Here is a 13,550-nt window from a genome sequence, read left to right as displayed (position 1 = left end):
AAGAGTACACTACTCTGCTTTTAATTTCAATGATTGAATCACTTTATTAGGATCCTGGAATTTCACTTTTACTTTTTGATCATCTTTCACTTTCTGAACTCCTTCCAGAAGAATCTGATCACCTACAGCAAGTCCTGATGCCAATACATATAAATCCGGTAATTCATAGGCAACTTTAATATTTCTGGATTTCAATACACCATTTTTTCCAACAACAAATACATATTTCTGATCCTGAATTTCATACGTTGCCTTTTGTGGAATAATTAAAGCATTTCTGAGAGGTAATGTCATTCTCACCTTTCCGGTTTCACCATTTCTCAATAACTTATCTGGGTTTGGAAATTTTGCACGGAAAGCAATATTACCTGTTTCATTATCAAATTCTCCTTCTATTGTCTGAATTTCCCCTTTTTGAGGAAGAGCATCTCCATTGGCCATAATCAGTGTTACTTCTTTACTTCCTCTATCCGCAGCATGGGTCTGATAGTTCAGATACTCAGGCTCTGAAACATTAAAGTAGGTATACACATTGGTATTATCCGATAAACTTGTCAAGAGATCACCTTCGTCAACAAGACTTCCTAGCTTTAATGGAATTCTGTTGATAATTCCGGAGAATGGAGCTTTTATATCCGTAAATGACAGATGGATCTGGGCCAATTTCATTTCTGCATTGGCAGCATCTAATTTAGCTTTTGCCATTGCTCTTTCATTCTTTGAGACAATATTATTACTAGCCAAAGTACTTGCATTTCTCAATTCAATATTGGCTTGTTCTACTTCGGCTTTAGATTTCATTAATTCAGCCTGGTACAATTGAGGCATGATACGGAACAAGGTCTGGCCTGCATGAACGTACTGGCCTTCGTCTACATAAATTTTTTCAAGAAATCCTTTTTCTTGTGCACGTACTTCAATATTCTTAACTGATTGAATCTGAGTAACGTATTCCTTATTAATCACAGTGTCCATTTTTACTGGAGATGTAATCGGAAAAGTTGTTACTTCTTCTTTTTCTTCTTTTTTGTTGTTACAACCAACAAACAACAAGAGGGTGCTTAGCGCTATGCCTGAGGCAGCTCTTTTCATAATTTTGAAATTATATAAATCGTTAATGTTTAATAGAATAGAAATGGTAACTGAGAGTAAACGCTATGCCCATTACCAAAAACACAACGCAGGATATTCTACTCCATATTTAGAGCAGAAAAGTAAATCGAAAAATAAATTTTAAATTCTGATAGAACGTATCAGAATGAATTTTTTTACGGAAGAATAACTTGAAATAAACCCTTGTATATTGGGTTTTAAACGTCTGTAGTTAAATAGACCAAAGAAATAGACCAAACTAAAAACACCCACAAAAAGGACAGCATTTTGTGCAGTATCCGATAACTGAAAATCATCTTCGGTAAGTTCTAAAGAAGAATTATCCACATTATCCAACATTTGTTGAATAGATAATTTATCGTAGGTTTGATTTAAGCGGTTTGCTTTTTTAGGTAAATGATGGGAAACATGGTCAGGAAGATGATTATGTAATGTTTTGACATTGATCTTACTCTCTACTATAAAAAGCAGAAATAAGCTTGTCAAAAAATACACAATATAGTTTCTCATTTTGAAGTGGCAAAGGTAAGCTTAGATTTGAATATTATGATACAGATTAACAAAATTTAACTCACCTCTAAATATTATTAATGGGAATATCCTCTTTTTATTTCAATCAGAATATCGAAAGATTATAGATTTAAAGATACTTCCCAACACTTTTTATACAAATAAATCTCAACTCACCAACTATGAAAATTATTCTTAAATGAATAAAAAATAGTTAAAAAAGCAAAATTACCCTTTTTGAAACCAAAATATTTTCTCAATAATTCATATGAATATTCAATTAATTTATTAAAAATTAACAAATATTCCATAAAATAATTGTAATTTTACAGTCCACAAATGTCCAATCGTGAAACACCTAATCACAAATAATTATGAAAAAAATATTTCAATCCATCATTCTTGTTCTGGCTGTAGCATCAGTAACAGCATGTAAAACTTCAGCTAAGGAAGAACCCGAAATTGTTGCAACACAATCTGTGGAAACAGATGAAATAATCAAAGATGTTTTTACAGACAACTACGGAGACAAAATAGAAGTTGCCATTAACAATACAGATAATACAGCTGTAGTGCACTTAGACGGCAAATCCTATGAACTTAAAAAAAATAAAGATCTGCCTGATTATACTGCCTCAAATTCGGAGTATCAATATTCAAATATCAGGGGAAATATTACTTTTCTGAAAAGAAATGTTGATATGGTATTATTCCACCATAAACAAGATAAAAAAGCACAAGGAGACAGTAAAATGGCGTCTTACTAAATAAGTAGAATTTTAGGTGTTCCATTCCAATTAAAACCAATAATCATGAAAAAACTATTCAAATTCTCATTTGTATTTTGTCTTTTTTTATTTTTGATGTGCTGCACAAGCAAAACAACTGTACAAAAAAATGACACCGATATTGTCGGGAAAACATGGAAATTAACTGAGATTAATGGTCAACCGATAAAGCTTAAAAACCCAAAAAACAACCCTTATTTTTCATTAAATACAAATGATATGAGATATAGTGGGAATGCAGGCTGCAACGGTATTGGCGGCACTTTTGAAATCAAACCGGATATCATGCGTATAAAGTTCAATCAGGGCATGTCTACAATGATGGCTTGTGATGATTTAGAGACTGAACAGCTTTTCACCAAAGCTCTTCTTGCTGCAGACAATTATTCATTAAATGGGAATACTTTAACCCTTAATAAGGCTAAGATGGCACCACTGGCAAAATTCATTTTACAGAAGTAAAAAACTTAGCATATAATAAAAAAATAAAAGGCACTCCATTTTTATAGAGTGCCTTTATTATTTTTTCCTGTAAATTATAAAACAAATTAAAAGTGACATATTCAATAGTACAGCAAACGAATTAGATAAAATAATAGGCAACTCATCCTTTAATATCCCATACCAGACCCACAAAGAGAGTCCGCCAATAAGGATCAGCAGCATAAGCCAGGAAATATCATCAACATTTCTTTCTTTTATTACCTTTATAAGCTGCGGGATCATTGAAATAGATGTAAGTACACCCGCTGTAATCCCCAGAACATTTTCATTCATTTTAATATCGATTTCTAAAACTTGAAGATAGTTGAAATTCCGAAAACCGCTTCAGAATCTTAAGAAAATCTTGAAAGAGAAACTTCGTCAGGCAAAGAGATTCCTTCTTCAATATGCTGATATAAACTTTGCGAAAAATAACACCCATTCAGAATTCCCCGTGCTCCAAGTCCATTAAGAACATAAAAATTTCTATATTCAGGATGATTTCCTATGATAGGCCTTCTATCTTTAACAGTAGGTCTGAATCCAAAATGAACTTCGCTTACTTCAAAATCACCAGGATAAACTTCAGACAGCCCTCTTCTAAGTTGTTCGACAGCAGAATCGTCAATATGGTTATGCAATTGTTCCCTGTCATAGGTTCCGCCATAAAAGTGAAGCCCACCATCTATTGGAAACAAAAAATGTTTCTTTTTTATTGTAACATCAGTTTGAATGGCTTGCAATAATTTAACTCTAATATGATGTCCTTTATTCGGGATTACAGCAATATCAGAAAAGTAAGGATTATTTTTCACTCCCATTCCTTCACAAAAAATAATATGTTTAAAAGAAATATCTTTATAAACTGAATCAAGAGCATTTACTTTTTCGTATTCAAACTTTTCTTTGATAAGCTGTCCATGTTCATTAAAATAATTGAAAAGGTCGCCAAAAAAGCCATTTACATTCAGCCTTGCAGACTGATTAACTTTTCCTGTATGAAAAGGATTGTTAATTCCATCTAAATCATAAAAATCTTTGTTTAAAAACCCTGATAATTCGCTGTTATCGGATTTCTTTAACCATAGTTTTTGTTCACTCTCATCATGAAATACCCGATGAATCGGAGCATTAATTAAATAGTTCTTACCCGTATATGATTCAATCTCACGAAGACTTTCCTTAAGAAAATCTATTTGCTCCTGGGCCAACCAGAATGTTGTAAATTTCTTTAGAACTACAGGATTAATAATTCCCGCAGAAACCTGTGATGCACTTTTTCTCCCCTCAGAAAAAATAACAAATGACTTATTATTCTTTATCAGCTGATGAGCAAAAAAAAGTCCGGCGTATCCATCCCCTACAATAATATAATCTACATTTTTCATAATAAAAAAACCTGAGTAAAAATACTCAGGTTTTGTATAAATATCAAGTGAAATTTAATAATTCCACATATCATTTTCCATGTCAAGAATCTGCGCTTTAATTCTATCGCTTTCTTCTATCTGCTCATCAGCATTTCTTGGAATATAGTCCTTAATCGTACCATCTCCTAAACCATTTGATGATTTGTAGATAATAGCGGAGAAACGTCTTGCGTTAATAATATCATCGAATGATAGGTCAGCAGAAGAGTTCTTTCTATTATAAACATAGTTATTAGCTAATATTTCTCTTGCACTTGGATAATAGATCCAGAATAGATCGATCAGCTCATTAGCACCTGCTAAAGGTTGTCCGTCTGGTCCTGTTCTTCCTTGTACAGCTGGATCTGGTCCCATAGCAGCAATACCTAGAGGTCTGTATTTCATTTGACCATCTCTCTTGTCGATGAACCACATACCCATAATTTTAAGAACTTTTACTTTATCAGTCGTAGTTTTAAAGATATCAGTATACTCTTTTTTCTCCTGATCCGTTAACTGTCTTCCTGAGTTTAAGATATCAATCGCAGCATCGGAAACTCTTACACTTTCCAATCTTTTTTGAATCCCTTCAGGGCTAAGCTTAGTTACAAAGTTTTCGTCGTCATATACTTCCTGAATCTTACCAGTAGTAGCAGCATCTAAAAGCAACTGATATAAAGATCTTGTTTGAGTTGCAAGAAGACCATCAGGATTATCATAATACAATGGCTGATTAATCTTATCATTCATATCAATAATCTCCCAAACAAACATACTTTTCAGGATATCTTTATCTTCTACAAAACCGTATTCCAAAGGCTTTACTGTTTTATCGACAATTGTATCTCCAACTTTTTGCTTGTTTTCAGCTCTCATTTGTCTGAATTCTTCAGGAGAAGAGGCATTCAGAATAGTCTGGGAAAAAGCAACCCCCGAAACTACAACTAAAAAAGCGCTTATATATTTTTTCATAATATTATTTAACTTATTAAAATTATTGAACATTGATTACAACAGGAGAAATATTTTTCAATGTTTGATTTCCTAATCCTGTAGCAGTCGCTTTAATATCAAAAACATACACTACATCGCCCGCTCTCAAGTTTCTCACTAACCCTGCAGCTTCATCAAGACTGTTGCCTTTAATTAATAATGCAGCCTTTCCTGGAACTTTAACCATAAACTGATTTACAGTAAATGAAACCGGGAAGTCGAAATCTGGTAAAGCAGCCTGTACCATCTGATTTGGAATCGAAGATGCAGGAATGTTCAATACCGTCTGACCTCTCATCTGACCTTGTGGAGGAGGAACGTTTTTAATTCTATATTCAAATACCTGAGAAACTGTTTTACCATAAGGATCAGTTCCAGATAATGTCAATTTAATCGTATTTCCAGTAGAAGGAGTAACATTCCACTTTCCTGGACCAGTACCTTTTACAACAGCTCCGGCAGCAGATAATGATAATTTAGAATTATCAGCACCTAAGATAGAACCTGATAAAGGATTCTCTAATCCTCTGTAAAGTACATTCATTTTATCCGGAGAAAGCAATAATCCTTTTTCAAGTTTTACTTCTCTTGGTCCTGCAATTACATTATATGTATGTGTCCAAGGGAAACTCTGAGGTTTACCAGACGCATCTGTTAAAGTAATAGTACCATTTAATTTATGCTCTCCAAGACCTGATCCTGAAATTGAAATAGTTCCTTTTCCATTCTCTAGTTTGCTAACACCTGTAATGTTAATCTTATTACTTGTAGAATAAGTTCCCAACATTACTTTAACTTCAGCTTGTTTTCCAGACTGAATATCTACAGGTCCTGAAACAATTGGTTCATAGCTGCTGAATTTAATACTAGCATCTACTTTTTCTCTTAGTAATAAAGCTAATGCATCTGATTGTACATTTCTTGCATCATTCTGGATAATCTCTAAGTTAGAGATCGCAGCAATCAAAGGCTGATGATAAAATTTATTCTGTAACCAGGTTTTATCATTTGGTGATTGTCCTTTACCATATTCAGCAATTAAAGATTTATTTGCTCTTTCAACTAAAGCCTGTAACTGAGGATTATTTGAAAAAGTTGCATTAATGTAGTTTCTAACATCATCAATTCTTTTCTTTAAATCATCAGCTCCTGTTGAAGCAGAGTTTTCATCTCCATCTTTAAAGAAATAATGGGTTGTAGCTTCATTATTATTTAATGCAGAGAAGTTTTCACTAACATCTGTTAATTTTCCTGTCGCTGCATCTTTCTCAACAAATTCAGATTCAGTTTTTAATTTGTCTTTGATCTTTTCAGCATGAGAAACCAATTCGTTAATCTTCTGCTTTAATACTTTATATTGCTCCCAAGGCTGAGAATAAGTATCCGGTACCTGTTGAGCTTTTGCTTCTAAAGTTTTTTCAAAGATATCTTCATTTTTAGCTTCAGTCAGCTTTCTAGTTTCTCTTAATGATATAGTAGAGTCATAATATGATCTGATAATTTCTGCATCAATATTTAGGGCCATCATAGCGATGAACACCAAATACATAAGGTTGATCATCTTCTGACGTGGAGTCTGTTTTCCTTGTGCCATTCTTTTTTTTTGTTTGGATTAAAAATTAAATTTAAAAATGGTTAGGAAATTAAGATTTCATAGCAGTTAACATACCACCATAAACTCTGTTTAAATTATTTAAGTTTGATGTTAAACCTTGTAACTCCTGATTGAATTTTTCTGAATGTTCAGCTGATTTCTGCATATCTGCTACATACTTGTTGGCAAATTCAGATTGTTTTTTTCCATTCTCGATTTGCATAGTATATAAAGCGTTCATGCTTTCCATATGTTGAGCAGCTTTATTAAGTTGGTCATTATATTTGTGAGTAGATGCAGAAACGTCTACTGTTTGATTAATCTGATCTACAGAATTTGAAAATTTATCAATCCCTGTTCTTAGTCTGTCAAATAATTGAACATCTAATTTAGCATCCTGTAACATTTTATCCAATTTCGTAGATAAAGAGTTTTCTAATTCTGCAAATTGAGCTGCTGCATTATTTCTAGAAGAAACATTTGAATGTAAAGGGTTCGGGTTTGCATGTTTATCTAAAAGTTCAGGATATACATTTTCCCAAGCATAAGACTCTTCAGATTTTGGAGGGTCGAAAGCGAAAATAATGAAGATGATAGCTTCAGTAATAAGTCCTACCGTAAGTGCAACGTTACCACTGATTGGCCCTATGTTAATGTGAGTAATCTTAAGCCAAGCTCCAAGGATTACAATTGCAGCACCGAATGAATAAAAGAAATTCATCCAAGCATCTTTAGTCTTAAACATATAAGTTAGTTTTTTTAATGATTAAAAATAAATTGTATAGAAAAATAAATTAAGTTATCTGATTATCTGTTAACTCTTCTTGGTTTAACAGCAGCCTCAGGAATATCCTGTACAGTTCTGAATCCAATATAACTTCTCGCGGAATCTTTTCTTTCCCAATCTCTTGCACCAGTCATAAGCATTGCACCTATATCTTTCCAAGAACCTCCTCTTACAGATTTTTTAGAATCTGATTTATCTTTAGTAGAAGGATTTAAAGTTGAAGAAAATCCGTATGAAGAATTGTTATAAGAAGATTCTGTCCATTCAGAAACGTTTCCAGCCATATCAAATAACCCAAATCCATTTTTCTTAAATTTCTTTACTGGAGCTGAATATGTATAAGTCCCTTTCTTATCATCTTCCATGTAATTACCTCGTTTAGGTTTGAAGTTTGCCAGGTAGCAACCTCTGTCATCCATTAAATATGGACCTCCCCAAGGATATGTAGCATTTTGCATACCGCCTCTTGCTGCATATTCCCATTCTATTTCTGTAGGTAAACGGAATTGTAATGGTCTTTGTTTTTTTCTCTTTAAGCTTTCATTGTAATCTGTCTTTAACTTTGATCTAAAATTACAATAAGCTCTCGCCTGATCCCAAGTCACCCCAACAACTGGATAATCTTTGTAAGCTTTATGCCAAAAATATTGTTCGAATAAAGGCTCGTTATATGCAAAATGGAAATCTTTTACCCAAACTGTAGTATCTGGATAGATGGCAATGCTTTTACTTTTAAGGTAGTTTACTCCTCTTTCGTTGTCAGCAAGTGCAGCATCCATATCTCCCCACTGATAATTATATTTTAATTTACTAACATCTAGGATTCTTTCATTACCCATTCTAGAAGAAGCTGGCAAATATAAAGACTCCAAAACCTCTGCATATTCTACATCAGGATATTTTGTAGTATTCCAATGCAAAGGGATTTTCCAGTCTAATCTTTTGCTGGCATCATAACTCCCGTCTTCTCTTCCTCCTTGTCCTTCTAAATACTCCTGATACGGGGTAAGATTTTCTTCTTTTTTAGCAAGGTATGCATAATCACCGATGCTTGCTCCTCTTCCTCCACCTTCACCACCTTCTCCGGCAGCTTCAGCAAGTAGAGTTCTCGCAATAGAATCTCTTACGTAATTAATGAATACTCTGTATTCTGCATTAGTAGTTTCAGCTTCATCCATAAAGAATGAGGAAACAGTTACTGTTTTCAATGTTGATTTTTCAGGAGTATGTGTAATATCCTGATCAGCCAAACCTGCAATAAATGATCCTGCAGGAATTGCAACCATACCGTATGGTCTTTCAGCAACAAATGATTTAGTTTTTTCTCTTGGTATCAATTCTCCTTTTGTTCCTGGCTTCCCTACAGAAGAGCTACCACCACCTGAACAAGATACCGACGCTACCGACGCAGACAATAATAAAAGAAATATCCTTTTCATGTTAATTTTTATAATTAAGCCGTAAATATATAATTTTTTTAAGAAACTTTTAAGATTTTTTTTGAAATAACGCGAGAAATCTAAATTTATTTTATTTCCAAGTATTTTTATTCTACAGTTACCGACTTAGCTAGATTTCTGGGCTGGTCTACATTGGCTCCTCTGTACACCGCAATGTAGTAAGCAAGCAATTGTAGCGGCACAGATGCCACGATTGGAGAGAAACATTCTGAGGTCTCCGGAATCTCAATAACATAGTCTGCCATTTCACTTACCTGTCGATCTCCTTTATTAACTACAGCAATCAATCTCCCTTTTCTAGCCTTTATTTCCTGAACATTACTTACAATCTTATCATAATGCCCTTTTTTAGGAGCTATAATCACAATTGGCATGTTCTCATCAATGAGTGCAATTGGACCATGCTTCATCTCCGCAGCAGGATACCCTTCTGCGTGAATATAGGAGATCTCTTTTAATTTTAAAGCTCCCTCTAAAGCTGCCGGATAATTATATCCTCTACCTAAATAAAGGAAATTAGTAGCACCTACGAAATCTTTTGCAATCTCTTGCGTAAGTTCATTGGTGGTATTTAATACTTCTTCAATTTTCTTAGGGATAGCATCCAGCTCTGCAATTAAGCTCATGAATTCTGCATTTCCTAAGTTACCATTATGTTTACCCAGTTTCAATGCAATTAATGTAAGAATGGTAAGCTGAGCAGTAAACGCTTTTGTAGAAGCAACACCAATTTCTGGTCCTGCGTGAGTATATGAACCTGCATCTGTAATTCTTGCAATAGACGAATCTACTACATTACAAATACCGTAAATAAATGCTCCTTTTTCTTTTGCAAGCTTTAAAGCTGCCATTGTATCAGCAGTTTCTCCTGATTGGGAAATTGCTATGACAACATCTTTATCTGTGATAATAGGATTTCTGTATCTGAATTCTGATGCATATTCTACTTCTACAGGAATCCTAGCATACTCCTCTATAAGATATTCGCCAATTAGACCTGCATGCCATGAAGTTCCGCAAGCAATGATAATAATTCTGTTAGCATTCTTGAACTTCTCAACATGGTCCCAGATCCCCGCCATTTTGATCACCCCTTCATCTACCAGTAATCTTCCTCTCATTGTATCATGAATGGACTTGGGCTGTTCAAAAATTTCCTTAAGCATGAAGTGTTCATAACCTCCTTTTTCAATCTGCTCTAAGCTTAGTTTCAATTTTTGAATTTCCGGCTCTATTTTAGAGTTTTCGTTGATCGTTCTGATATCGACTCCTTTTTCTAAAGAAATTGTTGCCATATGTCCTTCTTCTAAATAGATCGCTTCTTTTGTAAATTCTACAAAAGGAGATGCATCGGAAGCAATAAAATATTCTTTATCACCAATTCCAATAGCCAAAGGAGAGCCTAATCTTCCGACAACTAACACCCCAGGGTAATCTTCATGCATTACTGTGATCGCATATGCACCATATACCTCGTTAAGAGCATATCTTACCGCTGTAGGAAAATCCGTTTCAGCATTCATATCCATAAAATACTGAATAAGATTTACTAATACTTCCGTATCTGTTTCAGACTTAAAAGTAAATCCTTTCTCAGTAAGCATTTTTTTTATGGTATCATAATTTTCTATGATTCCATTATGGATAATTGCTATTTTATTATTATTTGATAAATGCGGATGTGAGTTCCTGTCACTTGGAACCCCATGGGTTGCCCAACGTGTATGCCCCATTCCCATTTTTGCAGTACCTTTCAGTTGATGGGAAATATTGAAAAGATCATCAACTTTTCCTTTTGTTTTCTCAACTTCAAACGAATTGTTTTCATTTTCCAGAACAATTCCCGCACTGTCATACCCTCTGTATTCTAGTCTTCTAAGACCATTAATAACTATATCATAAGCATCTTGAAAGCCTGTATATCCAACTATTCCGCACATAATTTATTTTATTTGGTGTATTTTGTAATTTTATTTTTTAGCGTAAGTAACAATTAACTGAACTCTTTTGGCATCTGCCGGATCAGAACCCACAAAGACAGCTCTGTCTCTTGTGTAAGATCTTGATGTGAATTTATAACCTGCTAAACCTGTATTATCTGAATTTGCTAAGAAACCACCAATATCAATTCTAAAATATTTATTAGTATTGTTTGATGTATAATCTTCCGGTTTTCCTTCTACTAGATCTTTTACTGATTTTGTAACGATAAAATCATAGTGAGCAGGATTTTTATCTAAATCGAAACTTTTATAAATTGTATAATTAGGAGAACCCACAAGCGTAGCTACATCGCTGGTGAACGCCGTAGTAGTTACATAAGGTGTCACCTGTTTTTCTTTTCTGTCTTTTTGTAAGAAAGTAAACAGATTAGGTTTCCCATAATTATTACTCCAGGTTGATGCATCTGTATATATTCTGATTTTAGCACTGATAATAACAGCCTTATCATTCTGATATAAGGTTTTTAATTTATTGATTTCTGAATCAGGAATTTTCACTCCAATAGAAGGGCCACCCATTCCCTGAGCAAATAGTTTTTTATCACCACTGTCACGGTTTCCTACCATACCACTTGATAATGCCGTTCCATATCCAGATCCAGATCTGTCATATGTATATTGTCCGATATGCGTATTCCCAGCTCCTAACGAAAATGCATAAGTTGCTTGCGGTCTTGTCGTTGTTCCATTATCTGTCTTGTCATATTTATAATACATGATCAATTCCATGTCATTAGGAGAGAACTGAAATAAATACCCATCGTTTTCCTGAACAGAAATTCTAAGACCTTTGAAATGTCTGATAAAGTTCGAAGCATCTGCCAATTCAGGCTTTCCTTTTTTATCAATAATTTTTTCCTGAAACAGGGTCTTGGCATTATCCAAAGGAATTCTTATTCCCGGTGTAGTTGTTGTAAATATGGAGCTATTATCAGAATCTTTAGTAATAGCTACAGTATTAATTGTTCCTTTAAACTCTTTTGTTCCCAATACGGTTGCGTCGTAAGCAAAATTCTGATTTGATTTTACACTATCCGTTGCAGATCTTAAGAAATCAGTAACCTCGTTTACATTAATATGGAAAGTTGTTTTAGCCTTACCATATTTATTAATAGGATATGTTTTCACTTCCTTTTTAGCAGCTACATTTCCATCCGGATAAATATAATCCTCGTTGGTAGTGGTTGTAAGAGAATCCGAAGCATAGGTAGGCTTCAGAACTAAAACGACTGAATCTACTTTAGCATTAGCCCCAAAATCAGGATTATAGGTAGATAATCTCAACTGAGTAATATAAGATGCCTTTTGCATCCCAAATTGCCCTTCTTTAAAAGCACCTAAAACTGCTGATCCTAATTGAGTAGCATCACTCTTAATAGAATCCTTATTATCGATATTAAAGGCTATAATATCATAAGGTACTTCTTTACCCTGAGCTGCTCCATCAAGAAATAATTGTTCACCCAAAGAATCCGGATCCGGTTCACAATTATAAAGTAATACACTGCCGAAAATTGCCAGAGAAAGTATGGCAAAAGTTCTTTTAATAGTACGAGTCATTAAATGTCTTTTTAATAAAGTTTGTTTATAGAATCTATATCCAGATATTCCGATTTGGAAATTGATGTTTCATTGAAGGCTTTATCCAAGTCCCCATCCAAAAATTCATCTCCTTTTACAACACCGTCAACATAGTTCATGCTTTCAATGACAAAACTCTGAAAGCTTGGTTTATCTAACGCTTTTAGTCCGGAAATATTATCAAATTCCAGTTTTTCTCCAATCTTATCATTAAGAGGAGCATCTTTCTCATTGTACAGAGAAAGAACAATTTTAGCGTCTTTAAAGTAAGTATCTGATTTGTAGTAAGTCTTAAGATAAATAGGAACAAAAGAAGCCATCCATCCATTTAAATGAATAATATCCGGAACCCAGTTAAGCTTTTTAATTGTTTCTATTACTCCTCTTGCAAAAAATATTGCTCTTTCGTCATTATCCTCGAAAGGGGTGCCGTCATCTTCAAAGTAATATTGTTTTCTTTTGAAATATTCTTCATTATCTATAAAGTAAACCTGAAGTCTTTCTCCTGGAAGAGATGCTACTTTAATGATCAAAGGCTGATCCAGATCATTAATAATAATATTCATTCCTGAAAGACGGATTACCTCATGAAGTTGAAACTTCCTTTCACTTATTTGTCCAAATCTTGGCATAAAAACTCTTACATCATTGCCTTCATTGTGCATTTTAAGTGCCATTTTGTTTACCACAGTAGCCATGTTTGTATCTTCCTGATATGGATACATTTCCGTAGTAATGTACAGTATTTTTTGATTCGGCATAAATTTCTATCTAATTTTTTGTAAAAATGCTTTAATGTGCAAAATTACAAAAAAACATCCAACATTAT

At 33.9% G+C, this 13,550-nt stretch carries 13 protein-coding genes; 2 read left to right on the top strand and 11 right to left on the bottom strand.

The window, feature by feature from the left end:
• Positions 1-9: 9 nt before the first annotated feature.
• Together CEY12_RS18805 and CEY12_RS18800 are read right to left on the bottom strand one after the other, a co-directional pair.
• Complete coding sequence (locus tag CEY12_RS18805) at positions 10-1,092, bottom strand: efflux RND transporter periplasmic adaptor subunit (RefSeq protein ID WP_089029132.1); 1,083 nt, start codon at positions 1,090-1,092, stop codon at positions 10-12.
• A gap of 141 nt (positions 1,093-1,233) precedes the next feature.
• Positions 1,234-1,623, bottom strand: coding sequence for a hypothetical protein (locus CEY12_RS18800; RefSeq protein WP_089029131.1), 390 nt, complete (start codon positions 1,621-1,623; stop codon positions 1,234-1,236).
• Positions 1,624-1,997: 374 nt separating this feature from the next.
• Here CEY12_RS18800 and CEY12_RS18795 point away from each other — a divergent pair, with 374 nt between their 5' ends.
• A complete protein-coding gene (locus tag CEY12_RS18795) occupies positions 1,998-2,390 on the top strand; it encodes a hypothetical protein (RefSeq protein WP_089029130.1) in 393 nt (130 codons plus the stop codon).
• Between the two features lie 45 nt (positions 2,391-2,435).
• A complete protein-coding gene (locus CEY12_RS18790; RefSeq protein ID WP_228409731.1) occupies positions 2,436-2,873 on the top strand; it encodes an META domain-containing protein in 438 nt (145 codons plus the stop codon).
• A gap of 57 nt (positions 2,874-2,930) precedes the next feature.
• Here CEY12_RS18790 and CEY12_RS18785 read toward each other — a convergent pair whose 3' ends face one another.
• The 9 genes from CEY12_RS18785 to CEY12_RS18745 form a co-directional block, all read right to left on the bottom strand.
• Positions 2,931-3,188, bottom strand: coding sequence for a SemiSWEET transporter (locus CEY12_RS18785; protein ID WP_089029128.1), 258 nt, complete (start codon positions 3,186-3,188; stop codon positions 2,931-2,933).
• 59 nt (positions 3,189-3,247) lie between these two features.
• The gene (locus CEY12_RS18780) at positions 3,248-4,282 is read right to left on the bottom strand and encodes an NAD(P)/FAD-dependent oxidoreductase (RefSeq protein ID WP_089029127.1); all 1,035 of its coding nucleotides are present in this window, start codon (positions 4,280-4,282) and stop codon (positions 3,248-3,250) included.
• 54 nt (positions 4,283-4,336) lie between these two features.
• On the bottom strand, positions 4,337-5,275 hold the full coding sequence (gldN, locus tag CEY12_RS18775; RefSeq protein ID WP_089029928.1) for a gliding motility protein GldN: 939 nt from the start codon (positions 5,273-5,275) through the stop codon (positions 4,337-4,339).
• Positions 5,276-5,297: 22 nt separating this feature from the next.
• The gene (locus CEY12_RS18770) at positions 5,298-6,890 is read right to left on the bottom strand and encodes a GldM family protein (protein ID WP_089029126.1); all 1,593 of its coding nucleotides are present in this window, start codon (positions 6,888-6,890) and stop codon (positions 5,298-5,300) included.
• A 49-nt stretch (positions 6,891-6,939) separates the two neighbouring features.
• Positions 6,940-7,635, bottom strand: a complete 696-nt coding sequence (gene gldL / locus CEY12_RS18765) for a gliding motility protein GldL (RefSeq protein WP_089029125.1) — start codon at positions 7,633-7,635, stop codon at positions 6,940-6,942.
• A 62-nt stretch (positions 7,636-7,697) separates the two neighbouring features.
• Complete coding sequence (gene gldK / locus CEY12_RS18760; RefSeq protein WP_089029124.1) at positions 7,698-9,116, bottom strand: gliding motility lipoprotein GldK; 1,419 nt, start codon at positions 9,114-9,116, stop codon at positions 7,698-7,700.
• Positions 9,117-9,223: 107 nt separating this feature from the next.
• Entirely contained in the window at positions 9,224-11,077 is a 1,854-nt protein-coding gene (gene glmS, locus CEY12_RS18755; RefSeq protein WP_089029123.1) for a glutamine--fructose-6-phosphate transaminase (isomerizing), read from the bottom strand.
• 30 nt (positions 11,078-11,107) lie between these two features.
• The gene (locus CEY12_RS18750) at positions 11,108-12,700 is read right to left on the bottom strand and encodes a DUF4270 family protein (RefSeq protein ID WP_089029122.1); all 1,593 of its coding nucleotides are present in this window, start codon (positions 12,698-12,700) and stop codon (positions 11,108-11,110) included.
• An 11-nt stretch (positions 12,701-12,711) separates the two neighbouring features.
• Positions 12,712-13,482 carry a glycogen/starch synthase gene (locus tag CEY12_RS18745; RefSeq protein WP_089029121.1) on the bottom strand — a complete coding sequence of 257 codons (771 nt, stop codon included), beginning with the start codon at positions 13,480-13,482 and terminating at the stop codon, positions 12,712-12,714.
• Positions 13,483-13,550 lie beyond the last annotated feature (68 nt).

Source organism: Chryseobacterium sp. T16E-39, assembly GCF_002216065.1.
Classification (GTDB): Bacteria; Bacteroidota; Bacteroidia; order Flavobacteriales; family Weeksellaceae; genus Chryseobacterium.
The sequence above is the reverse complement of the archived record's forward strand: the minus strand, read 5'-3'. Positions and strand labels throughout refer to the sequence as shown.